The sequence below is a fragment of the Cupriavidus sp. FW306-1B-F12B genome (assembly GCF_058781795.1).
Map to the genome: position 1 here is coordinate 219,453 of NZ_JBYSXC010000005.1, position 25,109 is coordinate 244,561.

The window sequence follows — 25,109 nt, forward strand, 5'->3', positions numbered from 1 at the left end:
TGTTCGCACAGATCCCCGCAGCAAGCTGGCATGCATATCGACGCCAGTCTGCTGGCCACCATGGCTGCATTGCAGAACAACTCGATGACCGATGCAGGTGGCGTCGCCGGAACGTAGGCTACATGAGGCCGCATCACGCCCACTCCCTCTCCACGCGCTGCATCATGGCCTCGCACGCAGTGCACGCATTCGCAACCAGACGCTCGATGATCCTTCCAGCCGGTTCGATCGCATCGGCGAATCCGCCGGCCGGCCCGAGCGAGACGATGCCGGCGTCGGGTTCTCCGCCCAGGTACACGCGCTCCTGGGTGCGCGACGACAGGATGAGGTCGCCAAATGCCGCGTGCGTGCGGGCGCCCTCGGCTTCGAGGCGTTGCACCTCGCGCGCGGCGGCGTTGTCGAGCACGCGCCAGGTATCGTTCAGGCTGCGCAGGATGGCAATCGAGCAATGCTCGTCAGCCGCGGCGATGCGCTCCTTGAGCGCGCGGTGGGTGGCGATTTCTGTGGCGACCATGAAGCGGCTGCCCATCACCACGCCATCGGCACCAAGCGCCAGCGCGGCGGCGATCTGACGGCCGCTGCCGATGCCGCCGCCGATGACGAGCGGGATCTCCACGCGTTCCAGCGCGAACGCGCCATTGACGAAGGCGGACAACTCGTTGGCGCCAGGATGTCCGCCTTCCTCAAGCCCCACCAGCGCGATGGCATCCACGCCAAGCCGCTGTGCCGTCAGCGCGTGGCGCACGCTCGGGCACTTGTGGATCAGCAGGCCACCTCCGGCATGAATTGGCGCCACCAGTCGCTCGGGAGACATGCCCGCGCTCTCAAATACGCGCACGCCTTCTTCCAGTGCGACGTCGATCCACGCCGCGGCCAGCCGGTTGCGGTCCTCGCGGGCCGACAGCGTGACGTTGACGCCGAAGTGTCGGCCCCGGGTCAGGGTGCGGCAGCGGCGCAGATCGGCGCGAAAGGCGTCGAGGTTCGGGAACGAACGCGCGGTGATGAACCCCATCGCGCCTGCGTTGACCACGGCCGCCACCACATCGGACGTGCCGAGGAGTTGCATGCCGCCGAGCAGGATCGGATAGCGGATATCCAGCAGCGCGGCCAACCGCGTCCGGAAAATGCCTTCGGCCGCGTGGCCGGATGCTGCCGAACTCATGTGTTCTCCTCCATCGGATGTCTGGATGCGGCGCGTCAGAGCTGCGTCAGAGCATCACGTAGCCGCCGCTCACGCCGAGACTCTGGCCGGTGATGAAGGCCGCGCGATCCGATGCCAGGAATGTCACGACGCCGGAAATATCTTCCGGCCGTGACAGCCTCCCCAGCCCGCGTGCGATTGGATAGGCGCCAAGCATCTTCTTGAGACGGTCGTCGGTTTCGGGAGTGGCCGACGGATGCAGCGGGCCGTTGGCGATGCCTTCGTGCGAGACCGCGCCCAGTGCGATGGTGTTGACGTTGATGCGATCACGGCCGTGCTCCTGCGCGATCGCCTTGGCGAATCCCAGCATGGCGGCCTTGGCGCCGGAGTAGACTGCCAGGCGCGCCTCGCCGACACGTCCGGCTTCGGACATGATGTTGACGATCTTGCCGCCGCCCTTGCGCTGCATGCCGGGCAGGGCGCTGTGGCAGCAGTTCATCACGCCATAGACGTTCAGGTCGACGACTTCCTTCCAGTCTTCCACCGGCATTTCCATGAACGTCGGGGGCATGCCGCCCTTGGTGCGACGCGCCACGGTCACGCCGGCGTTGTTCACCAGGATGTCGACATCGCCGAAGCGCTCACGTGCCAGCGCGAACATGCGTTCCACCTGCTCGGCGTCGCCAATGTCGGCCTGCACGGCCAACGCCTGGCCGCCTGCCGCTTCGATTTCCTTTTGCACCGCCTGCGCGCGCTCCAGGAAGTAGTCGTTGATCACGACGCTGACACCTTCGCCGGCGAGCTCCAGGCAGATGCGCCGACCCACGCCTTGTCCACCGCCAGTCACCAGGGCCACTTTGCCTTGCAGATGCAGTTCCATTCCGTTCTCCTCCAGTTTTCGATGTTCCGATGTTTCGATGTCGTTCGCGTGCGGCTTAGCGCCCGACGAAGCGGGGTTCACGCTTCTCGACGAATGCGCGCATCCCTTCCTTCCTGTCCTCGCTGTCCATCACCATGGCCGCGCCGTAGCACTCGAACTGCAGGCCAAGGTCGACCGAGCCTTGCATGCCAAGGTTGACCGACCGCTTGGCGAAGCGCACGGCCAGCGGCGGTTGCGTGGCGATACGCCTGGCCATCGTCAGTGCCTCGTCCATCAGCTTGTCATCGTCGATCACGCGGTTCACCAGGCGGATGTCCTTCGCTGCGTCGGCGCTGATCAGTTCGCTGGTGAAGATCAGTTCCTTGGCCACGGCCTGGCCGACCACGCGCGGCAGGCGCTGCGTGCCGCCAGCGGCGGGTATGACGCCGAGCTTGATCTCGGGCAGGCCGAATCGCGCCGATCGCGCCGCCAGCCGGATGTCGGCGCACAGGGCCAGTTCCAGGCCGCCTCCGAGTGCCACGCCGTTGATGGCGGCAATCACGGGCTTTTCAAATTCCTCGATGCCGCGGAACAACTCATGCGTCCGCTGCTGCGTGACGTAGTAATCGGCGGGATGCGCCGTGCCGCCCGCGCGCTCCTTGATGTCCGCGCCGGCGCAGAACGCCTTGTCGCCGGTGCCGGTCAGCACCACGCAGCGAACGCTGGTGTCGTCCCGCGCCACCTCGAAGAACGCCTTGGCGAGATCCGGCTTCATGGAGCCGCCGAGTGTGTTCATGCGCTCGGGGCGGTTCAGCCGGATGATGGCCACGCCCTCGACCACTTCGTACAACAGGGTTTCAAACTGCATCGATGTCTCCTTGCCTGGAATGATGTTCGCGCCGATGTTTGCGTGAGGGTTCGCCAGTCGCACGTGCGGCCGGCCACCCCGCGGGGGCAGTCAGTGCGATGCCGCCAGGACGTGGGCGAAGGCCACCGAGCCGAGCCCGATCATGTGAGCCAGCCCCAGGCGCGCGCCCGCGTGTTGCCGTCCGTGTGCCTCGCCGCGAATCTGGCGCGTGATCTCGGCGATCTGCCCGATACCGGTCGGTCCGGTCGGATGACCCATGCCTAGCAGGCCGCCCGATGCATTGACCGCGCATTGGCCGCCGATGGCCGAAGCGCCGCGTTCGAGCCACGCCGCCCCTTCTCCAGGCGCGCATAGGTCCATGGCTTCCGTGTAGACCAGCTCCTCGATCGAGAAGGCCTCGTGCAGTTCCACCAGGTTCAGGTCGCGCGGGCCGATGCCGGCCTGCTCATACGCCAGCGCGGTGGACTTGCGCACCATGTCGACGGCTGCCGACGAATCGCCGTGCTCAAGCTCCTCGCTGTTCGCCACCGATGCCAGCACGCGCACGGCGCGGCGCTTGTCCAGGCCGAGACGCCTGATCGCCGCCTCCGACACCACGATCACGGCAGCGGCGCCGTCGCCACGCGGGCAGCACTGCTGCACCGTCAGGTCGCCCACCACCTTTGGCGAGGCCATGACCTGCTCGAGTGTGCGGGGTTTGCGGAACTGTGCATACGGGTTGAGCGCCGCATTGCCGTGGTTCTTGACCGCGACGCGTGCCATCGCTTCGGGCTTCAGGCCGTGCTGGCGCAGGTATTCATGCGCCATCAGCGCGAACTTCACCGGCGGCATGGTCGCGGTCGGCGCAAGGTGCGGCAGGCCGTCCTTGTCGGCGGCCTTGCGGCCATCGCCGAACTTGTCCACCCCCATCGCCACCACCACGTCCGAGATGCCGCTCGCCACCTCCAGGCACGCCTGGCGGAACGCCGAGCAGCCCGATGCCGAGGCGCTTTCCACCTGCGTCACGGCGAGGCCGGTGGAGCCCAGGTGGCGGAACATGACGCGCCCGGTTGCCATGCCGATCGCCGACGTGCCTACGTACGCGCTCTGCACCTCTGGCCAGGCAATGCCGGCGTCCGCCAGCGCCTCGCGCAGCGCGCGCAGGCCGAGGCTGACATAAGGGGTATCCGACGCGAACTGGTACGGATGCAGTCCGATGCCGATGACGTAGACGGGGGTTTGCTGAAGCAGGCGGTTCATCGTTGCACCTCCTGGCTTGCGGGCGCGAAGCGCAGCGGATAACGGTCGCCGCACGGGGCGTCGGCGCGGATCACGCCTTGCACCGTCATGCCCGGAGCCAGTTCCGATTCGCTGACCACGTCGAGCAGCACTTCTTCGCGTATGCCTTCCGCGAACTCGACCTCGCCGACAACGAATGGCGGCGGCATGTCGCGCACCAGCGGCGCATGCACGGTCACGTAGTTGCGCAGCGTGCCCCGCGCGGGCATCTGTTCCACCGTGCCGCGCTCGGGTTCGGCGCCGCAGTACTGGCAACCATAGGCGGAAGCGGGGTAGGTGGGCTTGCCGCATGCGCCGCAGCGCAGTACGGCCAGGAATGGCGCCCCTTGTGTTTCAGGCGAGCGGGATTCCGCAGTCTGCATCGTGTCTCCTCTTCAGTATCTGTTTGCCCATCGGGCGCGCGGGTGCTTGCACGTCGGCGCGACGTCGCGGGTGCCATCGGCCGATCTTTATCTTGCATAACTACGATAGGTCGGATTAGTATCCAGTATATCGTAGTAATACCCCATGTCAAACACGGGAGAACGTACGAAATCTCGTAGACTGTGCGCTTTGGGCGGATGCCGCCCTGTCATCACGAGAATTTCGGAGAACCCATGCCAAGCTTTGTTCCTGCCGCCGCGCGCAGTCTTGCCGTTTTCGAGGTGTTCTCGCGCGAAAAGCGCGAGCTCTCCAACTCGGAACTTGCGCGCCTGCTCGACCTGCCGGAGAGCAGCTGCTCGGACCTGCTGCATACGCTGACCGAGACGGGGTATCTGATGCGTACCGCGCGCACGCGCCGCTTCTATCCCACCACGCGGCTCCATTCGATCTGCGAAGCCATTGCCGGCAACGATCCGCTGGCGGCCGTGGCGGCCGAGGCCACCGAGTTCCTCACTGGCAAGACCGGCGAGACCTCGTTGTGCGGCCGGCTCGACGGCGCTCACGTGCGGGTGACCGGCTTCCAGGAAAGCCGCTACGAATTGCGTTACGTGCTGCGCGTCGGCAAGCGCCTGGCCTTGCATGCCACGGCGCTCGGCAAGGCGCTGCTGGCGGTACTGCCGCCGGAAGACGCGGCGCGGCAGTTACGCCTGCGCGCGCTGCCCAAGCTGGGTCCAAAGACGGAAATCAATCCGGTCGTGCTGGAAAAGCAGATCGCCAAAGTGCGTGAGCGCGGCTGGGCGTGGGTCGAGGACGAGGGCGGAGAAGGGGTGACCGCCATCGCGGTGGCCGGGCTGATCGGCGACGAACCGTTGGCGATCTCGCTGGCGGGCCCCACCGAACGATTCAATCGCCGCAAGGACGAGTACCTGGAGGTGATCGAGGCTGCGCGGGAGCTGGTTTTTCCCGCCGCCCAGAAGGATTAGGCCGGCACATGGGACCGTTCCTGTGTCCGGCTTTGTATCGGCGGTGCCTGGCACGCAATGCCGCCGGTGCCGCATGCATTTCTCAACCGGGCTTTTACAGGAGATACCCATGTTTTTCGAAGCAACTCCCGAGCAGCGGCTGCTGCGCGACAACATTCGCCGATTCATGCAGGCGGAGGTGGCACCGCTGATCAGCCGGCATGATCAGGAGAAGACCTTTCCCTTCGAGATCCTGAAGGGGTTGTCGCAGTTCGGCTACATCGGCGGGCGCCTGTCCGAAGAACAGGGCGGGATGGGGCTGGACCAGCTCACCTGGGCGATGATGATGGAGGAGGCCGGCTACGCCTGGCTTTCGCTGCGTACCATCCTGAACATTACCAACGGCCCGATCGCCAAGCTTGCTGCCGTCGGCACGCCGGATCAGAAGGCCCGCTTCCTCGAACCCTTGCTGGCCTGTGAGCGCAAGGTGTTTACCGCGATCAGCGAGCCGGGTACCGGTTCCAACATCGCGCAGATCCAGGCGCGTGCCGACCTGGACGGAGACCACTACGTGCTCAATGGCCGCAAGCTCTGGATTACCAACGGCGCGTTTGCCGACTTCGGCATCGTGGTGGCCCGTACCTACAGCGACAACTGCGAAGGCCAGTTGTCGACGTTCCTGGTCGAGCGCGAAGTCAGTCCTTACGAGGTGCGCCGCGTCGACACCATGGTGCTGCGCAGTACCGGCACCGCCGAGCTCGGCTTCGACAATATTCGCGTGCCGCGCGAGAACCTGCTGGGCGAGGAGGGCGGCGCGCTCAAGCGCATGCTGCAGGGCCTGGACGGAGCGCGCGTCAATATCGCGATGGGCGCCGTGGGCGCGGCGCAGTCCGCGCTCGACCTCGCCACTGACTACGCCAGGACGCGTACGCAGTTCGGCCGTCCCATCGGCAGTTTCCAGCTCGTGCAGAAGATGATCGTGGATATGACGATCCGGGTGGAAGCGGCCCGTGCGCTCGGGTATCGCGCCGCCATGGCGCTCGACCGCGGTGAGGACACGCGTGTCTCCGCGTCGATTGCCAAGTTGTATGCGACCGAGGCCGCGCACGAGGTGGCCAGCATGGCCCTGCAGGTGCACGGCGGTCTGGGCTACGCCACCGACTACCCGATCGAACGCATCTTCCGCGATACGCGTGGCGGCACCATTCCAGAAGGCACCACCGAAGTGCAGACACTGATCGTCGGCCGCGAGATTCTGGGCATGTCGGCCATCGCCTGAGCGGCAACAGCCGCGCCGGGCCTCCAGGCCCTTTCCGCCCGGCGTATCGCCGGGCTCCGCAGACTTCCGCATCGAGAGAAAAAACATGGAGACATACCAAGACCTGTCCCGGCTCGTCAGCCCGCGTTCCATCGCCCTGGTCGGGGCCAGTGACCGCAGTGGCAGCATTGGCGCCCGCGCGCTCGAGAACCTGCTGGACCATTCGGATTTTCTGGGCGATGTGTACCTGATCAACGCGACCAAGCCGGAAGTGGCCGGGCGCAAGGCCTGGCCCGACGTGGCGTCGCTGCCGGCCGTGCCCGACACCGCTCTGGTGGCGGTGCCCGCCGAGCATGTGCTTGCGGTACTGGAACAGTGCGGCGAGAAAGGGGTGCGCTTCGCGATCATCCTGACTTCGGGCTTTGGCGAGGCCGGTGAGGAGGGCAAGGCCGCCGAGCAGACCATGAAGGAGATCGTGGCGCGCACGGGCATGCGCATCTACGGACCGAACTGCCCGGGCCTGACCAATATCACGGAGCGGCTCGGCTTCACGTTCTCGCCGTCCTTCCGGCACGATCTTCGCGGCGGGCCGGTGGGGCTGGCCACGCAAGGGGGCGGCCTTGGCCGCAATGTGCTGCAGGCGATGGATCGCGGCATCGGCGTGGCGCTGTGGAGTTCCAGCGGCAACGAGGTCGACCTGCAGGTGAGCGACTTCATCCACTACATGGCCGATGCGCCCGATATCAAGGTCATCGCCACGCTGCTCGAAGGGGTCAATGACGGCCGCAAGTTCGTCGCGGCCGTGCAGCATGCGGCGCGCAAGGGCAAGCCGGTGGTGGTGCTTAAGGTGGGGCGTTCCGAATACGGGCGCAAGGCAGCGCAGTCGCACACGGCTTCGATTACCGGCTCGGCGGAGGTCAACAGCGCCGTGTTCGCCCAGCTTGGCGTGGTCGAGGTCGATGACATCGATGAACTGATCGACACCGCCTGGCTGTTTGCGCGCGGCATGCCGCGCCAGGGCGGTGCCCTTGCGATCTACTCGGGGTCGGGCGGCACCGCGGCGTTGTGCGCCGACATGGTCGGAAATTCCGGACTGAAGCTGGCCGAGTTCGCGCCGCAGACCCTCGCTGTGCTGCGCGAAGCGCTGCCATCGTACGCGGCCATCGACAACCCCATCGACACCACCACCGCGGTGATGGCTAACCCGGAGCTGGCACGGACTTGTCTGCAGGCGGTTTGCCAAGACCCGAACGTGTCACTGGTGCTGCTGCCGCAGGCGCTCGAGTACGGGGCCATCACCAAGCTGGCCGCCGACATCACGGCACAGGTGCAGGAAGAGAGCCCGGTGCCGATGCTGCCGATCTGGATGAGCGAGCGCCAGGGCGAAGCCTACAAGGTGTTTGCCGATGCGGGCCTGGCGCCCGTGCGCAGCATCAGCAAGGCCGTCAAGGCGGTGCAGCGCTGGATGGCCTATGCGGACTGGCGGGCCCGCGCCGATATCGACTTCGAGCCGCTGCTGCAGGCCGCCGCGCGGCCACGCGCCGAGGTGCCCACGCGGGCCCTGTCCGAGCCCGAGGGCAAGGCGATGCTGCGCGCAGCCGGCATCGCCATTCCCGTGTCCCGTGTGGCGGCCACGCTGGAGCAGGCGCGCGTATTGGCGCGCGAGGTGGGTTACCCGCTGGTGGCCAAGGTGGTGAGCGCGCAGATCCAGCACAAGTCGGATGTTGGGGGCGTGGTGGTCGGTATCCACGACGAAGCCGGGCTCGAGGCGGCCTGGCAAGGTATTCACGCATCGGTCACGCGCAACGTGCCTGACGCGCGCATCGACGGTCTGCTGCTCGAACAAATGGCCGCGCCGGGCGGTCTGGAGATACTCATCGGTGTTTCGCGTGACCCGGTGTTTGGGCACATCCTGACCTTCGGCCTCGGCGGGATCTACGTGGAGGTTTTCAAGGACGTATCGCGCCGCATGCTGCCGCTGTCGGCCACAGAGGCCGAGGGGATGATCCGCGAGGTGCGCTGTTTCCCGTTGCTGGATGGCGCGCGCGGAAAGCCGAGGCACGACATCGCGGCACTGACGGCGCTGCTGGTGAAGGTGTCGGACTTCGTCGTCGCGCATGCCGACCGGCTGGTGGAGATGGATCTGAATCCGGTTTGGGTCGGCGTCGCGGGGGAGGGGGCGCTGCCACTCGATGCGGTGATCGTGATGGAGCAAGAGGAGGATGGGAAATGAGCGCGGCCCGTGCGACCAGTGCCCCGCCGCTCGCGGGCGTGCGCGTTGTCGACTTGACCGAACTGCTTCCCGGCCCGTTCCTGACGCAGTCCCTCGTCGACATGGGCGCCGAAGTGGTGAAGATCGAACGTCCCCCGCACGGCGACAATGCCCGGCGCATGGCGCCGGGGCTGTTCGATGCGATCAATCGTGGCAAACGCAGCCTGTTCTGCGACCTGAAGAGCGATAGTGGCCTGGCCGAGGTGAGGGAGCAGATCGCGCAGGCGGACATCGTGATCGAATCCTATCGCCCAGGCGTGATGCGCCGGCTCGGGCTGGACTACGACAACCTCCGCGAGCCGTTCCCACGGCTGATCTATCTGTCGCTGACCGGGTTTGGCCAGGACGGCCGGCATGCGCTGCTGCCAGGTCACGACATCAACTACCTGGCAGCAGCGGGCGCGTTATCACTGGCTGGCGCGCCCGGTGGTCCTCCAGAGCACCAGGCCATGCTGCCGATCGCGGATCTGGCCGGCGCATCCACGGCGCTATCCGCGCTGCTGGCCGCGCTCTACCAGCGCACGGTGAGCGGACGCGGTCAGTATCTGGATGCGGCGCTCGCCGACAGCGTTCTGCATTGGATGGCGCCGCGGCTGGGGCTGTTTCGCCAGAAGGCCGCGACCACGTCCGATGCGCAGCGTGCGATGCTGGGCGGCAAGCCGGCCTATGGCGTGTTCCGCTGCAGGGATGGCCGCTACCTGACCATCGCCGCGCTGGAGGAGCATTTCTGGCGCGGCCTGAATGCTTCGCTGGGTCTGTTCGCCGCCGACGATGCATGTTGCGCGACCCACGCCGCGCGTACCGCGCATGCCGAAGCGATCAATGCGCGTCTGGCGGAATGTGTGGTCGAGTATGACGCCGATGCGCTGATGGCGCGTCTGGCCGACGCGGACCTGCCGGTGTTCCCGGTGCTGGATGCTGCGGAGGCCGTTGTGCAAGCCCGAGCCAGATCGGGGGCGCGGATCACGGAGACGGAAAACGGGCCGTTGCCCGGGTTCCCCGTGACGCTGGAGGGTATGGCCTGAAGCATCGCGGGGCGCCGGCCTTGGCCGCGCCCCGCATGGATGGCCCGTTGGTCAGTCCAGCTTGGCGCCGGACTTCTTGACCACATCCCCCCACTTCACGATCTCGGCCTGGATGAAGCTGCCGAACTTGGCTTCGGACAGGCCGTACATCGGCATACTGCCGTATGGCTCGATCGACTTGCGTACCTCGGGGTCGCGCAGCGCTTCCTCCGTCGCCTTCGCAATCAGCGCCACGGTCTGTGGCGGCGTGCCGGCCGGCACCAGGATGCCGGACCAGCTACTGGCCTGCGCCATGGCGTAACCTGATTGCGCAATGGTGGGCACGGTCGGCAGCAGCGCCAGACGCTCTTTGCCGGTCGTGGCAAGCGCGCGCAGCTTTCCGCTCTGGATATGAGGTATCACGATGCTCGGATAGTCGAACATCACGTCCACCACGCCGCCCAGCAGATCGTTGATCGCCGGCGAACTGCCCTTGTACGGAACGTGGGTTAGCTTCACGCCGGCGCTGGTCTGGAACAACTCGGCGCTCAAATGCGTGCCGGTACCCGCGCCCGCCGATCCGAAGTTGACCTTGCCCGGATGCTGCTTGGCGTATTCCACCAGTTCCTTGACCGTCTTGTAGGGGCGCGAGGCGTTGACCACCATGATCGTGGATGTTTCCGAGATCGCGTGGACTGGGGCGAAATCCTTCAACGGGTCGTAGCGCACCTTGCCGTACAGCGCCAGGTTGGCCGCCATTGTGCCCTGCGTGCCATAGATCCATGTGTAGCCATCGGCCGGCGCACGCGCCGCGACTTCCGTGCCGACCATGCCGCCAGCCCCGGGGCGGTTTTCCACCACCACCGATTGTTTCAGGGTTTCCGACATCTTCTTGGCGATGGTGCGCGATGCCGTGTCGGTGATGCCACCCGGGGTGAACGGCACGATCCAGGTAATTGGCCGACTAGGGAATTTTTCCTGCGCGAATGAGAGTGCTGGCGCCAGTGCCAACGCTGCCAGCAGCGATCGCCGCCAGCATCGGAAACTTCTGTTCATCGCTGTCTCCTTTGATATTTTCTTCGAAATATCGAAGTACTATACAGCTAATCGCAGGAAAGAAAAATAGGAAATCCAGGAGCTCGACAGGAGACCGTACGGGTGGACGTCATTGGGGAACCTTCCGGCTTCAGGTGTCGATTCAGGCTGAACGCGAGGTCGAACAGCCGCTGCCAATGGCGGTGCCATCGGCATTGATATGGGCGTAGCGCGGCTTGGCTTGCCGCGCTCTCGGACGGGACGTTATGCCCCGCTCAACAGCTTCAAGCGGCATGAAACAGCCTTGCGCTAGGCGCACCAGGCGATGAGCCACAAGTGAAGTGCAGCAACAACTGTAAAAAGGAGAAAGCTTGCAACTGGGCCGGCCAACGCGACGCGGAATCACAGTTTGCAAGCAGCGGCGGCGGTCATCAGAACCGTTCCTTGCACAAGGTCTTCAGCGTGCGCACAAAGGTCGCCATGGTGGGCGAGTCACCCGCACCCTGGCGCCGGTAAAGCGCCACCGGCGGCAGCGGCCACTCCAGGTCGCAGGGCACGCTGGCCACGTGCGCGCGGGTGGAGAGATCGTGCGCCACGTCGGCGGGCACGATGGCCACCATCGACGGGTTGCGCTCGATCATGCGGCCGACGATCTTGAGCGAATGGGTTTCGATGGCCGGCACCGGTGGCTCTTCGCCCACGTGCAGGAACAGGTCCAGCACCGAGGCGCCCAGCGCCGTGCCCGCGGGCGGCAGGACCCAGTCCATGGTGGCGAGCTCGTGCCAGTCCAGCGCGCGCTTGCCCAGATGCCTGGCAGTCTTGAGGTGGCACACCAGCGCGGGGCGCTGGCGGAACAGGATGTCGCAGCGCAGGTCACGCACCTGTGCCGCGCCGCGCGCGCGTGCCACCACGCCTTCGAGCCTGTGCTCGCGAAGCAGCGCCAGCAGGCGGTCGCTGCTGGCTTCCTCCACCGAGAACACGAACGGCCCGACCTGCTCGCGCGTGTGCGAGAGCGTGTCGCACAGCAACTGGCCGGACAGGTAGTGGATCACGCCGATGCTGAGCCGCTCGGTGAAGCCCAGGCGGGCTGCGGCCATGTCGTTGGCCCAGTCCTGCAGGTCGACCAGCAGGCGCGAAGCGCGCGAGATCGCGATGCGCCCCACCGGCGTGGGCGTGACGCCACCGCGTTGCCGCGTGAACAGGGCCGTGCCCATCATGGATTCGACCTCGGCCAGCATCTGCGTCAGGTAGGGCTGGGTCACCCCCCATTCCTGCGCCACGCGGGAGAGCGAGCCGTACTCGTTCAGCGCGACCAGCAGGTTGAGCTGGCGCGCCTTCAGGCGCGAGCGCATGCGGCCCAGCGTTTCAAGGGCCAGGGCGGTGAGTCGGTCGGGCATAAGTATTTACTTATCCTGGTATCAAGATATCTGCCAATACGTTTATGCCAGATCACTACAGTAGTGTCTAGACATCCGTCACTCACACACCACGGGAGCCCCCTAGATGCCTGTCATCGATGTTCACACCCACATCTTCACAAAGCCCTGGCTGGAGCTGCTCAAGCGCAAGGGCGGGCTCTACAACATCCAGCAGCGCCCCGACGGCCAGCACGAGGTATTCCGTGGCGACACGCCCGTGGTCATCCCACAGAAAGGACACTTCGACTACGACCTGCGCATCCAGCACATGGACGCGGCCGGCATCGACATCTCTGTCATGTCGCTGACTTGCCCCAATGTGTTCTGGGGCGACGAGGAAACCAGCTGCGAAGCGGCCCGCGAATCCAACGATTCGCTGGCGCAGGCGCAGGCCGATCACCCGAGCCGGCTGCGCTGGTTCACCTCGCTGCCGTGGGAATACCCGCAGCGCGCGCTCGACGAGCTCAAGCGCACCTGCGACAACGGTGCGAGCGGCGTCATGGTGCTGGCCAACATCGCCGGCCGCAGCCTGACCGACCCGGCCTTCGCGCCCATCTGGGCCGAAATCGACCGCCGCGCGCTGCCGGTGCTGGTGCACCCCACCGACCCGCCGGGCGCCGACCTGATGGACATGACCAAGTTCGACCTGAGCTGGTCCGTGGGCTTCATGTTCGACACCACGCTCGCCATCACGCGCATGATCTTCGAGGGCTTCTTCGACCAATACCCCAACCTCAAGATCATCGCCTCGCATGCGGGTGGTGCGTTGCCCTACCTGGCCGGCCGTTTCGGGAAGGGCCACGAGGTCGAGATCCCCCAGCGGCGCAAGATGCAGCGCACGCCCATCGACTACCTGCGCCACATCCACTACGACTGCATCTCGTACAGCCCGGCTTCGCTGGAGTTCCTGATCTCGGTCGTCGGCGCCGACCGGGTGATGTTCGGCACCGACTGGCCGCACCAGGTTCACGACACGCGCGGGTCCTTCGCCAATACGGAGCGGCTGTCCGCCGCGCAGCGCGACGCCGTGCGTTCGGGCAATGCCATGCGAGTATTCGGTTTCTGATCGACTTCGGCTGACCAAGGAGACTCTCAGCATGATGAAGCGACGCGTTTTCAATCGGGTGGCTGCAACCTTGGCGCTGGCCGCCGCGCTGCCTATGGGCGCCCTTGCCCAGGACAAGCCCCCCCTCAAGCTGCTGGTCGGCTTCGCGCCCGGCGGCTCGGTCGATGTCGTGGCGCGGCTGCTGGCCGAGCGCCTGCGCCTGCCGCTCGGCCAGCAGGTGATCGTCGAGAATAAGCCCGGAGCTGGCGGTCGCCTGGTGCTTGGGGAAGCAAAGCGCGCGCCGGCCGACGGCAACACGCTGGTCATTTCGCCCAGCGGCGCGTTGGTGATCTCGCCATGGCTCTACCACCTCAACTATGACCCGGTGAAGGACTTCACGCCCATCGCGCGCGTGGTGACCTTCGACTTCGCGGTGACGGCGGGTCCGGCGGCGCCGGCCGGCGACATCCGCGCGGTGCTGAACTGGCTCAAGGCCAACCCGGCCCGCGCCAACTACGGTACTTCGGGCGCAGGCACCGTGCCGCACTTTGCGGGCGTGCTGCTGTCGCAGGCCTCAGGCGTGCCGCTCACGCACGTTGCCTACAAGGGCGGCGCGCCGGCAGTGTCCGATCTGCTGGGCGGACAGATTCCCATCATGGTGGACACGATATCGGAGACCATCGAGCATCACCGCGCGGGCCGCCTGCGCATCCTCGCGGTCACGGGTAACGCGCGATCGCCGGCGCTGCCCGACGTGCCAACGCTCAAGGAGTCCGGCATCGACGCCACAGCTGAGGCCTTCGTCGGCCTGTTCTCCCCCGCAGGCCTGCCGGCCGACAAGGTCAAGCGCCTGTCCGACGCGATCGCCGAAGTGCTCAAGGCGCCCGATCTCCAGGCGCGCATCCGCGAGATCGGCCTGAATGCAAACTACGCCGGCCCGCAGCAACTCGGCGAGACCCAGGTCGCCGAGCTCAGGCGCTGGGAACGGCCCATCAAGGCATCGGGCTACAAGGCCGAATGATGTTGCCGCCGTGCAGCATGCAGGGGCTGGCCGTGCTCGTGGGCCGGCCGGTCCCGCACAGGCGGGTCAATCGTTTCCTTCAGTCCGAGTCGAGCCGGCGACTGGAACGTAAAGCGCAACAGGGCTGACCGCCAGGTGATTGATATATCCACCGCTATCAGTGCGATGCATGATGGCCTGTCGGCCGGCGCATGACCTGAATTTCCGGCCCAGTACGGGATTCGCAGGAACTTGCTACATTGCTGACTGCTGGCGAAAACAGCCCCCCGCTGCTGCCGCGCTCACCGCAAACCGACAGACCAAGGAGACATCGAATGCGCACCGCACTTCAACTTCGTTCGCAAATCAAGAGCAGTGGTGAACTCGAGCTGTCGCTAGCCAGCATCGACACGCCGAACCCTGGCCCGGATGAAGTGCTCATCCGCATTGAAGCCTCTCCCCTCAACCCGTCCGATCTCGGACTGCTGTTCGGTGCGGCCGACATGAGCACGGCCAAGGCCAGCGGCACGGCCGAGCGCCCCATCGTCACCGCGCGCGTTCCGGAAGGCGCGATGCGCAGCATGGCGGGCCGCCTGGATGCGTCCATGCCGGTTGGCAATGAGGGCGCGGGCGTGGTCGTCGATGCAGGCTCGTCCCCCGCGGCGCAAGCCTTGATGGGGAAGACCGTGGCTGCCATCGGCGGCGCGATGTACTCGCAGTACCGCTGCATTCCCGCGGACCAGTGCCTGGTCCTGCCCGAAGGCGCCACGCCTGCTGACGGCGCGTCGTCATTCGTCAACCCGCTCACCGCACTGGGCATGGTCGAGACCATGCGGCTCGAAGGACATAGCGCCCTGGTGCACACCGCCGCGGCCTCCAACCTGGGCCAGATGCTCAATCAGATCTGTCTCAAGGATGGCATCAAGCTGGTGAACATCGTGCGCAAGCAAGAGCAGGCGGACCTGCTCAAGGCACAAGGTACGGTCCACGTCTGCAACGCCGCGTCGCCCACGTTCATGCAGGACCTCACCGAGGCACTCGTCGCCACTGGCGCAACGATCGCCTTCGACGCCACGGGCGGCGGCAAGCTCGGCGGCCAGATCCTCACCTGCATGGAAGCGGCCTTGAACAAGACGGCCCGCGAATACAGCCGCTATGGCTCGACCACCCACAAGCAGGTCTATCTCTACGGCGGCCTGGACACAAGCCCGACCGAGTTCAACCGCAACTTCGGCATGGCGTGGGGCATGGGCGGCTGGCTGCTGTTCCCGTTCCTGCAGAAGATCGGGCGCGAGCGGGCCAACGCGCTGAAGCAACGCGTGATGGCGGAGCTGAAGACCACCTTTGCCAGCCACTACTCGAAAGAGATCTCGCTGGCCGAGGTGCTGGACCTGGACGTGATCGCCGTCTACAACAAGCGCGCGACGGGGGAGAAGTACCTGATCAACCCGAACAAGGGCCTGGCCGGATAAATCACCGTGGGGCGCCTTGCGCGCCCACCCGTGTCAAGAATCAGCCGCTGCGCCACAGCCGGCGGCGCGGCGCTGCCGGCCGGCAATGGGTGGGCGATTTCCAGTTCCGCGGCGGTGTGGCAGCTCATCCAGGTGCTGCCCTGGCAGTCATCGCGCACCAGCACGCGCAGGGGCAAGTCCAGCACAACGCTGGGTGCGGCGAGCATCAATGGTGTTCCCCGCTTGGCGTTGTCATAGATCAGCACCTGCGTCGCCGGCATTGCCAGCCCGGCGTTGCGTGCAGGCTATGATTTCGCGGGCGCGACGGACGCGCCCTCGATTCCGTGACGCCTGAGAGCGTCCGAAACGAAGCAGGAGGCCTTCATCTGCTCGACGAACCGCCGTAGCAATTCCACGGCTTCAGCGCTGCGGGCTATGGGGAGGCCCATGGCTTGCTGTATGACCATAAACCGGCCCGGCAACAACCTCAGGCCCGCAGTGCGCTTGGCATCTGCTTCCAATTGCTGTCGCACCCCTGCAGCCACGTCCGCGCTTTGCTCCAGGAATGTTTGCACAACGGCAGGGGAAGTCGGGGCGCGCACGATGTGTGCATGTTGCAGCGTACGAGTGAGATAAAGATCGTAGGCGCTCCCTTTTCCTACCACGACACGGCGTCCGGCGAGGTCGACCTCTTCGTTGGCCTTGACGGTGGATTCCTCCTTCACCAAATACGCGCCTTCGATCAGCACGTAGGGTTCGGAGAATGCGATGCCGGCCCCCCGGACCGGGTCGACGGCAAAGAATCCGAAGTCCGCCTGTTCGGCCGTGACGGCCTCGACCGACTTCCCCGCTGAGTCAAATACGACAAGCTCAAGCGGAACGCCCAAGCAACTGGCAAGCTCACGGGCGAGGTCTACTGAAACGCCGAATGGATTGCCGCCGGCATCGAGGTTTGCCAGGATAGGGTTGCCTACGTTGATGGATGCGCGAAGGATTCCCGTCGGCGCAAGCTCCGCTGCAAGCCTTGCATATTGACTTGTCATGATCCTTCCGGCGTGTGCCATTTCAGTTCGTCTTTGCGTTGGCATGTCGATCCAGTAGCGCCTTCACCGCTGGATCCATGAGAATGCCCTTTTCGCGCTGACGCGCCAGCTTGTCGAGTTCGATCTCTCCGGGAACAATAACAGGCTTGCAAGGCTCCGCGGGTGCGCTACCGTGGAGGATCGCCGCAAAGTCTTGCATGCGGGCAGCCAGCCATTGGGCCGATCCCAGTCGCCGGGTATCAACCAGGATAAAGAAATGGCCCAGGTTCTGGGGCTGGTCGGGTGCATCGACCCACGACTTGACGTGAGTCAGGTACGCCGCATCCGACAGCAGTCCTGCGAAAAGATCGACCATCAGTGCCAGCCCATAGCCCTTGTGCCCGCCAATCGGCAGCAGGAAGCCATCGAGGGCAGCCTTGGGATCGGTGGTCCGTCGTCCTTGCGCGTCGGTGGCCCATGAATCCGGGATAGATTGTCCTGCCTTGAGCGCATTGCGAATCTTGGCGCGTGCGGCCACGCTCATGGCCATGTCCAGCAGGAAGTGGCGGCCGTCATGCCCCGGTACGCCGAAACCCAGCGGGCTGTTGCCCAAGCGTGCGTCGCTTCCACCCCATGGCGCGATGGTCGTCGTGGCGTTGCTGCCAATCATGCTGGCGAATCCTGCTTCCGCCGCAATGTAGCTGTACGGTGAAACTGGCCCGAAATGATTGCTGCCCCGGACGAAGGCCATGCCGATGCCGAATTCTTCGGCGACTTCCATGGCGGCGCGCAGCGCCTTCATGCCAGCGAGCGGGCCGACTGCGTTGCCACCATCGATCTTCACCAGCGCCGGCGCGGCGCGCTCAACTGTAATGGTGGGGCGTGCCGAGATACCGCCGGACTGGAGCCGTTCGCCATAGGATTCAATGCGAGACAGTCCATGGGTGCTGAGCCCGAAGAGGTCTGCAAGTACCAGGATGTCAATGACATCGATGGCGTCCCCTTCGGTCAGGCCCAGGCCCTGGAACGCGCGCACTCCGAGCTGGCGGAGTTCGGCTTCGGATACAGTGATTCGATCTTGTTGCATGCTGGATATTCTCGGAAGACTTAGTTTGCCTGGATTCCCGCGCTGCGGATGACGGTGCCCCAGCGTTGTTGCTCGGAACGAATGAATGACGCAAATTCGGCGCTGCCCGCGCCGACAGGCGTGCTTGCGTCCTCGGCAAGTCGTTGTCGCACCAGCGGGGTGGCCAGGGCCTTGACAGCCTCGGCATGCAGGCGGCTGACCACCGGCGTGGGCGTGCGCGCTGGCGCCATCAGCCCAAACCATTGCGAGCTTTCAAATCCCGGGTAGCCTTCCTCGGCAATGGTGGGAACGTTGGGAATCGGCGCGAGGCGCTGTGACGATCCAACGGCGAGTATGCGCAGCTTGCCCGCCTTGGCGTGTTGCAGGATCCCCGCCAGGCCCGCCGATGCGGCGTCGATGTTTCCGGCGAGCAAGTCGGAAATCTGGGCGCCGGTGCCCTTATATGGCACGTGCACAAGATCGATATGCGCAGTCTGCTTGAGCATCTCGAAAGCAACGTTGCCAGCGCTTCCGTTGCCCGCCGATCCGTAGGTCATGGCACCAGGCTTCGCCTTGGCCTGGGCGATGAATGCCTTGATGGAATCGCTATGGACGGTAGGCCCCACCGCGAACACCATCGGCACTTTCGCCAGCAAAGTCACCGGCGTGAAGTCCTTCAGAGGATCGTAGGGAAGCTTGCGCATCATGGCGGGATTGACGGCAAGCGTGCCAACGTGGCCGAGAACCAGTGTGTATCCGTCAGGCGCTGCGCGTGCGGTCTCCTGCATGGCGATGACACCCTGGCCGCCGCCCTTGTTGTCCACCACGATCTGTTGGCCCAGATTCTTCGACATCTCTGCCGCGATGACGCGGGCAATGGCGTCCGAGCTTCCGCCGGGCCCATACGGGACAATCAGCCGGATCGGCCTGGCGGGTGTCCAGGTCTGCGCCTGTGCGGGAATCAGTGCAGTGGCTAGCGGGATCGCGAGGGCGGCTAGGGCGTTACGGCGCGACATGCGCCGTAACGGCTCTTGTACTTTGTTGGGCATTGTGTCTCCTGCTTGGTCAGGACAGTGTTTCGTTCCATCCATAGGGCGAATGATCACGCTGACCGGATTCCAGTGTAAAGTGCAAAGATCACAAGTATTCTTGCGTAAGACACATGAATTTCGATTTGGCGGACTTGCGAGCGTTCCTGGCCGTAGCCGATCTGGGCAGCTTCAAGGCGGCATCCGATGCGATGTTCCTGTCGCAGTCGGCACTGTCGCGTCGCGTCGATAAACTGGAAGAAGCGCTTGGCGTCGCGCTGTTCACGCGGACCACCCGGAAAGTCGAATTGACTACCCTGGGCCGCATGTTTGTGCACAAGGCGCGAAACGTCATCAACGAGCTGGAAGAGGCCATGCTCGGCATCCAGACCGTTGCCGATCGGCTGTCGGGCGAGGTGACGCTTGCATGCGTACCGTCTGCGGTCGGGCATTTCCTGCCTTCTGTCGTGGGGCCGTATCACGAGCGCTATCCGGGGATACGGATCCGCATCATTGACGAGTCTTCCGGGGATGTCCTTCTCGCGGTCACGCGCGGCGACGCGGATTTCGGCCTGACCTATATCGGGACGCAGGAGCCTGACATCGATTTCTGCCCCTTGATTGAAGAGGCGTTCGTTGTCGCCTGTCGCAAGGGGCATCCGCTGGCGACGCGAAGAAGCGTCAAATGGAAAGACCTTGAAGGCTTTGACTACATTACGCTCGCGCAAGGCAGCGGCAACCGCTTCCTGATCGACCAGGCCCTTGCGCGGCTGCCGGTAAGACCGCGATGGTACTGCGAGGTAAATCATGTTCCCGCCTTGGTAAGCCTGGTCCAGGCCGACCTGGGAATCGGTGTTGTGCCTCGAATGGCTTTGCCGCCGAAGTCCAGCAGTGGTCTGCTCGCGATCCCGCTGACTGACCCAGTGATAACTCGAACGTTGGGATTGATCTCGCGACGAGGACGCCCGTTGGCGCCGGCCGCTCAGTTTCTCTTTGACATGCTTATCCGAAGAGGAACAGCGAAACCCTAGGCGCGTGGCACGAAGTTGCTGCCGTGTCAGTGACCACCGGTGTCAGAGCACCCATGGTCACTCGGGAAGGAAGCGATGATCGACTGAGAATGGCTGACCCCAGGCTGTAGCATCGCGAAGGCCCTCAGTATGTTGACCGAACGGCAACAATTGCTCCTGCGTCAGTACGGGGGCATGCAGAAATATCCGGAACGCATCCCACGTCATGCGTGGCATGCAGATTCACTGACGCGCCGAATCACGCGTGATTGACCCGATCGCATCAGGCGGGCCGGAAGCCGGGAAGCTGCCGGCCCGCTTCATATTTCGACGCTGGGTAGGCCTCAGGCGGCCCGGTGAACCTCCGCCGCCACCCCGGCCAGCATGAGATCGAGGTTCTGCACTGCCGCCCCCGAAGCACCCTTGCCGAGGTTGTCGAACACCGCCGCCAACAGCACCTGCCCGTGCTCGCGGTTGGCGAACACGCCCAGGCGCAGGTCGTTGGTGCCGTTCAGTGCCTGCGGGTCGAGGTGAGTGGTGGCGGCCGATTCGGCTAGCGGCATCACCTCGACATGGCGGGCGCCGGCGTAGTGGTCGAGCAGGCAGGCGTGCAGCCTGCCGACGTCCGTGCCCGATGCCAGCAGGTCCAACTCCAGCGCCACCGTCAGTACGATACCTTGCCGGAAGGCGCCGTAGGCCGGCACGAAGGCGGGACGACGTGCCAGGCCCGCGTGCTGCTGGATTTCAGGCGTGTGCTTGTGCGCCAGGTCCAGGCCATAGACCTGGAAGGGCAGGGCCCGGGTGGCCTGCGGTCCCTCGTAGGTATCGACGGCGGTGCGGCCGCCACCCGAATAGCCCGACACCGCGTGGATGGCGATGGGGTAGTCGTGCGGCAGCAGGCCGGCCTCCGCCAAGGGGCGCAACAGGCCGATCGCCCCGGTGGGATAGCAGCCCGGGTTGCTGACGCGCAGCGCGCCCGCGATGCGCTGCGCCTGGCCGGCAGTCATCTCGGGAAAGCCGTAGGTCCAGCCAGGCTGCGTGCGGTGTGCCGAACTGGCATCGATCACACGCACCGCAGGGTTGACGATGGACGCCACCGCCTCGCGTGCGGCGGAGTCCGGCAGGCACAGGATGGCGATGTCGCAGCCGTTGATGGCGTCGGCGCGGGCGCGCGCATCCTTGCGCTGGCCGGCGGGCAGTGTCAACAGGCGCAGATCGTCGCGTCCGCGCAGGCGTTCGTGGATCTGCAGGCCGGTGGTGCCCTGGTCGCCGTCGATGAAAACAAGAGGGTAGCGCATGGGATGGATCCTTGGCAGTGGCGTGAAAGTGGCGGCCCCGGCCGGTTCAGCATCAGCTCTGCGTTGGTGCGGCCGGTACAGGAAGCGCCATCTTGCGCCACCGGATAGAATCGAAGAAGTTGAATTTCATGACGATGAAATTCACGTTTCCTGAACGATATTCCTCGTCAGCAGATACGCCCTTAACCGGAATGCCGCCCCATGCGCGAGATCAGCCTGGACCGCCTGCGTACCCTCGTCGCCATCGCCGATCTGGGTTCCTTCGCCGAAGCCGCGCGCGCGTTGCACCTGGCTCCGCCCACCGTCAGCCTTCACATTGCCGAGCTGGAAGCCCGTGTCGGTGCGCAACTGCTGACGCGCAGGCGCGGCGAGGTGCGTCCGTCGTCCATTGGCGAGACCCTGGTCGATCGCGCCCGTCGCCTGCTGGCCGATGCCGACCTTGCGCTGGACGACGTGCAGCGTCAGGTGCAGGGGTTGACCGGCCGCGTGCGCCTCGGCGCCTCGACCGGGGCCATCGCCCACCTGCTGCCGCAGGCGCTGGCCGTGCTGGCGGAGCGGCATCCCGACATCGACGTGCAGGTGGCCGTGCTTACCTCGGAGGAGACGCTGGCGCGGCTGGCCGCCGGCACGCTGGAGATCGGTCTGGTGGCACTGCCACAGGCGCGCGTGGCGGGGCTGACCATCCGCCCTTGGCGGCGCGATCCGGTACGGGCTTTCCTGCCAGCGAGCTGGCCCTGCCCGGCGCGCATCACGCCGGCCTGGCTGGCAACGCGCCCGCTGATCCTCAATGACGGCACCACGCGCCTGTCGCGCCTGACCGCCGAGTGGTTCGCCAGCGGTGGCCACAGGCCGGCACCGCGGATTCAGCTCAACTACAACGACGCCATCAAGAGCCTGGTGGCGGCCGGCTATGGTGCGGCCCTGCTGCCACACGAGGTCACCACGCCGGCGCCGGATGCGCGCATAGTGATGCGGCCGCTGCGGCCGGCGTTGTGGCGGCGACTGGGGTTGGCGCACAGCGGGGAGCGGGTAGAACGCGCCACGGAATACGTACTGGAGGCCCTGTGGGCGCTGCGGGCGGGGTAGTGCCGTTGGCCACACGTCGGCCGGCGGCTGTGCGCGGCGCCGCCACGCGTTGATCGCGTCCTCGATTGCATTGATGGAGACATTTGCCGCGCCTGTCTGCATGTTGCGGTCATGGGCCCCTCACTGGTGAGCGCCCCAGGATCAGCGCCCATGGGGCTGCTAGCGACGGGCGGCATAAGCGCCGTGCTGTTTCGGACTAGAATCCTCTGAGGAGGTGTCAGTCATGTCAGCTATCAAGCGCATCGATCCGGGCCATTCCGCCCATCAGGCCGCGCCGCACAGGACCCCCCGCTACCCTGCGGAGCACGTCACGCTGACGGCTGGCTCCAGGAAGAGGCTACGCCCCAGTGTGCCGCATCGAAAGGTCGGGCGCGGCAAGGTCGGTGTCGGCGGCAAGTAGGGACCTGCAGCGGCTGGTCGGCTTCGCGCCCGGCGGCTCGGTCGATGGGCCGGCCGGTCCCGTACAGGCACTCGATCACTTCTTCACGATCGAAGTACGCGCCGGCGCGTGACGTTCAGTTCGTTGCCATAGTCTGTGTCGGCATCAGCGATCACCGGTACCACTACCGACTGCGCGATGACGCGTGAACAAGCTGGGCGCGGGGCAGATCACGCACGATGTGTCGTCGGCGCCGGAGGGTTAGCGTCATTCTTGAACTCGCGTGCACCCTCATCGCACGCCGGCGCGGAGCAGAGTTTGCAGCGACTTGAGCGCTATTGGGTTCGCAGGCTTGTGTTTACAGCGCGAGCGTCTACCGTGAAAGGCGATCCCACAGGAAAGGAGACAGCAATGAAAAAGCTAGCTTTCCTCGCCGCCCTTTCGCTAACCGCCGTTGCGGCGTGGGCGCAGGGCGGTCGCTACGGTTCGCCTCCAACACCGGGGACTGACACTGGCAGGCGCGCGGAGCCAACTGTGCAGGCCGCCAGCGGAGCTTCCGGCGAGAGTGCCAAGAAAGACAAGAGCGAAGCGCACGGCAAGGTTGACCGCAGTAAGGGGCGTGCCGGCGGCCAAGGCGCTTCCGCCGCGGCAACGCGTGGCCATCCTGCATCGGCGCCCGAGAGCCAGCCCTGAGCTGGCCACCGCGAGTTCTTGTTCCCCAATAGGGATTGCACAACCCTTGACTGGGTGATCGCTTGCGCCTGCCCGCGGGCAGGCGATGCTAAGTATCGTGCCCGGTCAGATCGCGGATGCGGGGGTAGACGTCGGTGCACCAGCGAGGCCCGCAGAACAGATCATAGTGGCCGCACTGGCGGGCCGTGAGGTGCCGCTTGTCGCATGCGGCGATGCCTCGGCACAGATGGTGCGCGGCCTGCGTCTGGCCCCGGCCGGAAATCTCATCCTGTTCGCCCTCGATGGTCAGCAGTGCGGTGGTACGGATGTCCTGTGGCCGCACTGCCTCGCCCCGCACCTGCCAGCTGCCGCGCGCCAACTGAAATTCCTGGAACACGAGCTGGATGGTGTCCAGGTAAAACTCGGCCGCCATGTCGAGCACCGCGTGGTAGGCATCGCAGGCACGCCGGTGCTCCTTGGCACGCACGGGGTCGCAGCGAACGAGATCCAGGCAATAGTCCCAATAAGCCTCCCCCAGACGTTCTGGCTGTGCCGCCGCCAAGCCGGCAAGTTGCAGAAAGCTTGGGCACACCTTGCGTCCGGCACCCGGGTAGGGCTGCGGTACCGCATAGATCAGGTTACGCTGAAACCACGCGAGAGAGTGGCGCGCGGCCAGACGTCCGAGTGCAGTCGGGCTGCGGCGTGCATCGACCGGGCCGCCCACCAGGATGAGGCTCCTGGGTGTCGGCTCACCCGCGCTCGCCAACAGCGAAACCGCAGCCAGCGCTGGCACGGTGGCCTGACAGATGGCCAGCACGTGTAGCGGTTCCGCCCTGATCCGACGGATAAATGCCTGCAGGTGGGCCACCTGGTCATCGAGATGGAACGGTCCTTCGGCCACCGGCACGCGACGCGCATCGTTCCAATCCGTCACATACACGACATGCTCGGGCAGCAAGGCCTGCACGACTTCACGCAGCATGACGGCATGATGGCCCGCCAGCGGCGCACAGACCAGCACCGCTGGCATCGGTGCGGTGCAAGGGTCAAGCGCGCCCATGTCGGGTGCGAAGCGCAGCAGCCGGCAAAACGGCCCTTCCACGATGACCTGCTCAGCCACCGCGATGACGCGGCCGTCGCGCCGGATGGCGGTGATGCCAAACGACGGCTTCTCGCAGGTCCTGCCGAGCCGGTAGAGCATCTCATAGCCGGCAGCAAAGCCCGATGCGCCCGGGACATATGCGAAGGGGCTGGCCGGATCGATGAACGCATTTGCTGCGCTCGCCGCCCATGCGGTGAATGGCGCGAGCAGTGCGCGCTGATACTCGACGAGCTGGTACAGCATGAAGACTCCCGTAGGAACGCGCACACGATTCGGCTGGCAATGACATCCGCGCTGTGTCGCTCACGGCGATGGGCATGCTGCCGGGGTCGATGTGCCTCTCCATGGCAACAGGTGTCACCGCGGGGGGGAACGTGCAGTCATAAACACGGGCCAGAATTTCACTATATGTCGGACAGGCCTTGCTGCAACGCCAAACATCAAGCGCCGCGCCGCTGGCGGGGCCCGCTTGCTTGCGACCCCATACCGGTC

General features: G+C 65.5%; 23 protein-coding genes. 10 read left to right on the top strand and 13 right to left on the bottom strand.

Going from position 1 to position 25,109, the window contains the following annotated elements; translation table 11 throughout:
* Positions 1-133 precede the first annotated feature (133 nt).
* From AC3WLE_RS11130 to AC3WLE_RS11150, 5 genes are all read right to left on the bottom strand, one after another.
* Complete coding sequence (locus AC3WLE_RS11130) at positions 134-1,162, bottom strand: NAD(P)H-dependent flavin oxidoreductase (protein ID WP_492356332.1); 1,029 nt, start codon at positions 1,160-1,162, stop codon at positions 134-136.
* A gap of 46 nt (positions 1,163-1,208) precedes the next feature.
* Entirely contained in the window at positions 1,209-2,021 is an 813-nt protein-coding gene (locus AC3WLE_RS11135) for an SDR family NAD(P)-dependent oxidoreductase (RefSeq protein WP_492318033.1), read from the bottom strand.
* 55 nt (positions 2,022-2,076) lie between these two features.
* Positions 2,077-2,868 (bottom strand): enoyl-CoA hydratase/isomerase family protein, encoded by a 792-nt coding sequence (locus tag AC3WLE_RS11140; RefSeq protein WP_492318032.1) that lies wholly within the window; start codon positions 2,866-2,868, stop codon positions 2,077-2,079.
* A gap of 90 nt (positions 2,869-2,958) precedes the next feature.
* Positions 2,959-4,107, bottom strand: coding sequence for a thiolase family protein (locus AC3WLE_RS11145; protein WP_492318031.1), 1,149 nt, complete (start codon positions 4,105-4,107; stop codon positions 2,959-2,961).
* A complete protein-coding gene (locus tag AC3WLE_RS11150) occupies positions 4,104-4,508 on the bottom strand; it encodes a Zn-ribbon domain-containing OB-fold protein (RefSeq protein WP_492318030.1) in 405 nt (134 codons plus the stop codon). The genes AC3WLE_RS11145 and AC3WLE_RS11150 overlap by 4 nt, the downstream gene beginning before the upstream one ends.
* Positions 4,509-4,742: 234 nt before the next feature.
* On the opposite strand from AC3WLE_RS11150, the gene AC3WLE_RS11155 reads away from it, so the two are divergent.
* From AC3WLE_RS11155 to AC3WLE_RS11170, 4 genes are all read left to right on the top strand, one after another.
* On the top strand, positions 4,743-5,492 hold the full coding sequence (locus tag AC3WLE_RS11155; RefSeq protein ID WP_492318029.1) for an IclR family transcriptional regulator: 750 nt from the start codon (positions 4,743-4,745) through the stop codon (positions 5,490-5,492).
* 109 nt (positions 5,493-5,601) lie between these two features.
* Entirely contained in the window at positions 5,602-6,750 is a 1,149-nt protein-coding gene (locus AC3WLE_RS11160; RefSeq protein ID WP_492318028.1) for an acyl-CoA dehydrogenase family protein, read from the top strand.
* An 85-nt stretch (positions 6,751-6,835) separates the two neighbouring features.
* Positions 6,836-8,962, top strand: a complete 2,127-nt coding sequence (locus tag AC3WLE_RS11165; protein ID WP_492356333.1) for an acetate--CoA ligase family protein — start codon at positions 6,836-6,838, stop codon at positions 8,960-8,962.
* On the top strand, positions 8,959-10,026 hold the full coding sequence (locus AC3WLE_RS11170) for a CaiB/BaiF CoA transferase family protein (RefSeq protein ID WP_492318026.1): 1,068 nt from the start codon (positions 8,959-8,961) through the stop codon (positions 10,024-10,026). Before AC3WLE_RS11165 ends, AC3WLE_RS11170 begins: the two co-directional genes overlap by 4 nt.
* 51 nt (positions 10,027-10,077) lie before the next feature.
* Here the strand turns inward: AC3WLE_RS11170 and AC3WLE_RS11175 are convergent, their stop codons facing one another.
* Positions 10,078-11,061, bottom strand: a complete 984-nt coding sequence (locus AC3WLE_RS11175) for a Bug family tripartite tricarboxylate transporter substrate binding protein (protein WP_492356334.1) — start codon at positions 11,059-11,061, stop codon at positions 10,078-10,080.
* 410 nt (positions 11,062-11,471) lie between these two features.
* Positions 11,472-12,437: a LysR family transcriptional regulator gene (locus AC3WLE_RS11180; RefSeq protein ID WP_492318024.1), complete on the bottom strand. Its 966-nt coding sequence runs from the start codon at positions 12,435-12,437 to the stop codon at positions 11,472-11,474.
* A gap of 106 nt (positions 12,438-12,543) precedes the next feature.
* On the opposite strand from AC3WLE_RS11180, the gene AC3WLE_RS11185 reads away from it, so the two are divergent.
* From AC3WLE_RS11185 to AC3WLE_RS11195, 3 genes are all read left to right on the top strand, one after another.
* The gene (locus AC3WLE_RS11185) at positions 12,544-13,524 is read left to right on the top strand and encodes an amidohydrolase family protein (RefSeq protein ID WP_010812600.1); all 981 of its coding nucleotides are present in this window, start codon (positions 12,544-12,546) and stop codon (positions 13,522-13,524) included.
* 31 nt (positions 13,525-13,555) lie between these two features.
* Positions 13,556-14,524, top strand: coding sequence for a Bug family tripartite tricarboxylate transporter substrate binding protein (locus tag AC3WLE_RS11190; RefSeq protein ID WP_492356335.1), 969 nt, complete (start codon positions 13,556-13,558; stop codon positions 14,522-14,524).
* Positions 14,525-14,838: 314 nt separating this feature from the next.
* Positions 14,839-15,975, top strand: a complete 1,137-nt coding sequence (locus tag AC3WLE_RS11195) for a zinc-binding dehydrogenase (protein ID WP_492356336.1) — start codon at positions 14,839-14,841, stop codon at positions 15,973-15,975.
* Here AC3WLE_RS11195 and AC3WLE_RS11200 read toward each other — a convergent pair.
* Genes AC3WLE_RS11200 through AC3WLE_RS11215 form a run of 4 tightly spaced genes read right to left on the bottom strand, consistent with a single transcriptional unit; the run spans position 15,912 to position 19,091 of the window.
* The gene (locus AC3WLE_RS11200; protein WP_492356337.1) at positions 15,912-16,220 is read right to left on the bottom strand and encodes a DUF302 domain-containing protein; all 309 of its coding nucleotides are present in this window, start codon (positions 16,218-16,220) and stop codon (positions 15,912-15,914) included. The two genes, AC3WLE_RS11195 and AC3WLE_RS11200, sit on opposite strands and share 64 nt — an antisense overlap.
* 39 nt (positions 16,221-16,259) lie before the next feature.
* Positions 16,260-16,997 (bottom strand): ABC transporter substrate-binding protein, encoded by a 738-nt coding sequence (locus AC3WLE_RS11205; protein WP_492318021.1) that lies wholly within the window; start codon positions 16,995-16,997, stop codon positions 16,260-16,262.
* A 22-nt stretch (positions 16,998-17,019) separates the two neighbouring features.
* Positions 17,020-18,063: an Ldh family oxidoreductase gene (locus AC3WLE_RS11210; protein ID WP_492356338.1), complete on the bottom strand. Its 1,044-nt coding sequence runs from the start codon at positions 18,061-18,063 to the stop codon at positions 17,020-17,022.
* A 20-nt stretch (positions 18,064-18,083) separates the two neighbouring features.
* Positions 18,084-19,091 (bottom strand): Bug family tripartite tricarboxylate transporter substrate binding protein, encoded by a 1,008-nt coding sequence (locus tag AC3WLE_RS11215; protein WP_492356339.1) that lies wholly within the window; start codon positions 19,089-19,091, stop codon positions 18,084-18,086.
* 113 nt (positions 19,092-19,204) lie between these two features.
* On the opposite strand from AC3WLE_RS11215, the gene AC3WLE_RS11220 reads away from it, so the two are divergent.
* The gene (locus AC3WLE_RS11220) at positions 19,205-20,101 is read left to right on the top strand and encodes a LysR family transcriptional regulator (RefSeq protein ID WP_010812593.1); all 897 of its coding nucleotides are present in this window, start codon (positions 19,205-19,207) and stop codon (positions 20,099-20,101) included.
* Between the two features lie 323 nt (positions 20,102-20,424).
* On the opposite strand, the gene argC is transcribed toward AC3WLE_RS11220, so the two are convergent.
* Complete coding sequence (gene argC / locus AC3WLE_RS11225; RefSeq protein ID WP_492318017.1) at positions 20,425-21,378, bottom strand: N-acetyl-gamma-glutamyl-phosphate reductase; 954 nt, start codon at positions 21,376-21,378, stop codon at positions 20,425-20,427.
* A gap of 201 nt (positions 21,379-21,579) precedes the next feature.
* Between argC and AC3WLE_RS11230 the strand changes: the two genes are divergently transcribed.
* Both AC3WLE_RS11230 and AC3WLE_RS11235 read left to right on the top strand, forming a co-directional pair.
* Positions 21,580-22,464 (top strand): LysR family transcriptional regulator, encoded by an 885-nt coding sequence (locus tag AC3WLE_RS11230; RefSeq protein WP_492318016.1) that lies wholly within the window; start codon positions 21,580-21,582, stop codon positions 22,462-22,464.
* Positions 22,465-22,811: 347 nt separating this feature from the next.
* Positions 22,812-22,976, top strand: a complete 165-nt coding sequence (locus AC3WLE_RS11235; RefSeq protein ID WP_492356340.1) for a hypothetical protein — start codon at positions 22,812-22,814, stop codon at positions 22,974-22,976.
* Positions 22,977-23,624: 648 nt separating this feature from the next.
* Here AC3WLE_RS11235 and phaZ read toward each other — a convergent pair.
* Positions 23,625-24,860: a polyhydroxyalkanoate depolymerase gene (phaZ, locus tag AC3WLE_RS11240; RefSeq protein WP_492356341.1), complete on the bottom strand. Its 1,236-nt coding sequence runs from the start codon at positions 24,858-24,860 to the stop codon at positions 23,625-23,627.
* Positions 24,861-25,109 lie beyond the last annotated feature (249 nt).

Bases quoted from the DNA above. Each gene is read 5' to 3' on its own strand.
- AC3WLE_RS11175 (WP_492356334.1), bottom strand. From the start codon at position 11,061: ATGAACAGAAGTTTCCGATGCTGGCGGCGATCGCTGCTGGCAGCGTTG.
- AC3WLE_RS11160 (WP_492318028.1), top strand. From the start codon at position 5,602: ATGTTTTTCGAAGCAACTCCCGAGCAGCGGCTGCTGCGCGACAACATT.
- AC3WLE_RS11150 (WP_492318030.1), bottom strand. From the start codon at position 4,508: ATGCAGACTGCGGAATCCCGCTCGCCTGAAACACAAGGGGCGCCATTC.
- AC3WLE_RS11195 (WP_492356336.1), top strand. From the start codon at position 14,839: ATGCGCACCGCACTTCAACTTCGTTCGCAAATCAAGAGCAGTGGTGAA.
- AC3WLE_RS11220 (WP_010812593.1), top strand. From the start codon at position 19,205: ATGAATTTCGATTTGGCGGACTTGCGAGCGTTCCTGGCCGTAGCCGAT.
- AC3WLE_RS11180 (WP_492318024.1), bottom strand. From the start codon at position 12,437: ATGCCCGACCGACTCACCGCCCTGGCCCTTGAAACGCTGGGCCGCATG.
- AC3WLE_RS11190 (WP_492356335.1), top strand. From the start codon at position 13,556: ATGATGAAGCGACGCGTTTTCAATCGGGTGGCTGCAACCTTGGCGCTG.
- argC (WP_492318017.1), bottom strand. From the start codon at position 21,378: ATGCGCTACCCTCTTGTTTTCATCGACGGCGACCAGGGCACCACCGGC.
- AC3WLE_RS11130 (WP_492356332.1), bottom strand. From the start codon at position 1,162: ATGAGTTCGGCAGCATCCGGCCACGCGGCCGAAGGCATTTTCCGGACG.
- AC3WLE_RS11210 (WP_492356338.1), bottom strand. From the start codon at position 18,063: ATGCAACAAGATCGAATCACTGTATCCGAAGCCGAACTCCGCCAGCTC.
- AC3WLE_RS11135 (WP_492318033.1), bottom strand. From the start codon at position 2,021: ATGGAACTGCATCTGCAAGGCAAAGTGGCCCTGGTGACTGGCGGTGGA.
- phaZ (WP_492356341.1), bottom strand. From the start codon at position 24,860: ATGCTGTACCAGCTCGTCGAGTATCAGCGCGCACTGCTCGCGCCATTC.
- AC3WLE_RS11230 (WP_492318016.1), top strand. From the start codon at position 21,580: ATGCGCGAGATCAGCCTGGACCGCCTGCGTACCCTCGTCGCCATCGCC.
- AC3WLE_RS11145 (WP_492318031.1), bottom strand. From the start codon at position 4,107: ATGAACCGCCTGCTTCAGCAAACCCCCGTCTACGTCATCGGCATCGGA.
- AC3WLE_RS11155 (WP_492318029.1), top strand. From the start codon at position 4,743: ATGCCAAGCTTTGTTCCTGCCGCCGCGCGCAGTCTTGCCGTTTTCGAG.
- AC3WLE_RS11170 (WP_492318026.1), top strand. From the start codon at position 8,959: ATGAGCGCGGCCCGTGCGACCAGTGCCCCGCCGCTCGCGGGCGTGCGC.
- AC3WLE_RS11140 (WP_492318032.1), bottom strand. From the start codon at position 2,868: ATGCAGTTTGAAACCCTGTTGTACGAAGTGGTCGAGGGCGTGGCCATC.
- AC3WLE_RS11185 (WP_010812600.1), top strand. From the start codon at position 12,544: ATGCCTGTCATCGATGTTCACACCCACATCTTCACAAAGCCCTGGCTG.
- AC3WLE_RS11165 (WP_492356333.1), top strand. From the start codon at position 6,836: ATGGAGACATACCAAGACCTGTCCCGGCTCGTCAGCCCGCGTTCCATC.
- AC3WLE_RS11215 (WP_492356339.1), bottom strand. From the start codon at position 19,091: ATGCCCAACAAAGTACAAGAGCCGTTACGGCGCATGTCGCGCCGTAAC.
- AC3WLE_RS11205 (WP_492318021.1), bottom strand. From the start codon at position 16,997: ATGACAAGTCAATATGCAAGGCTTGCAGCGGAGCTTGCGCCGACGGGA.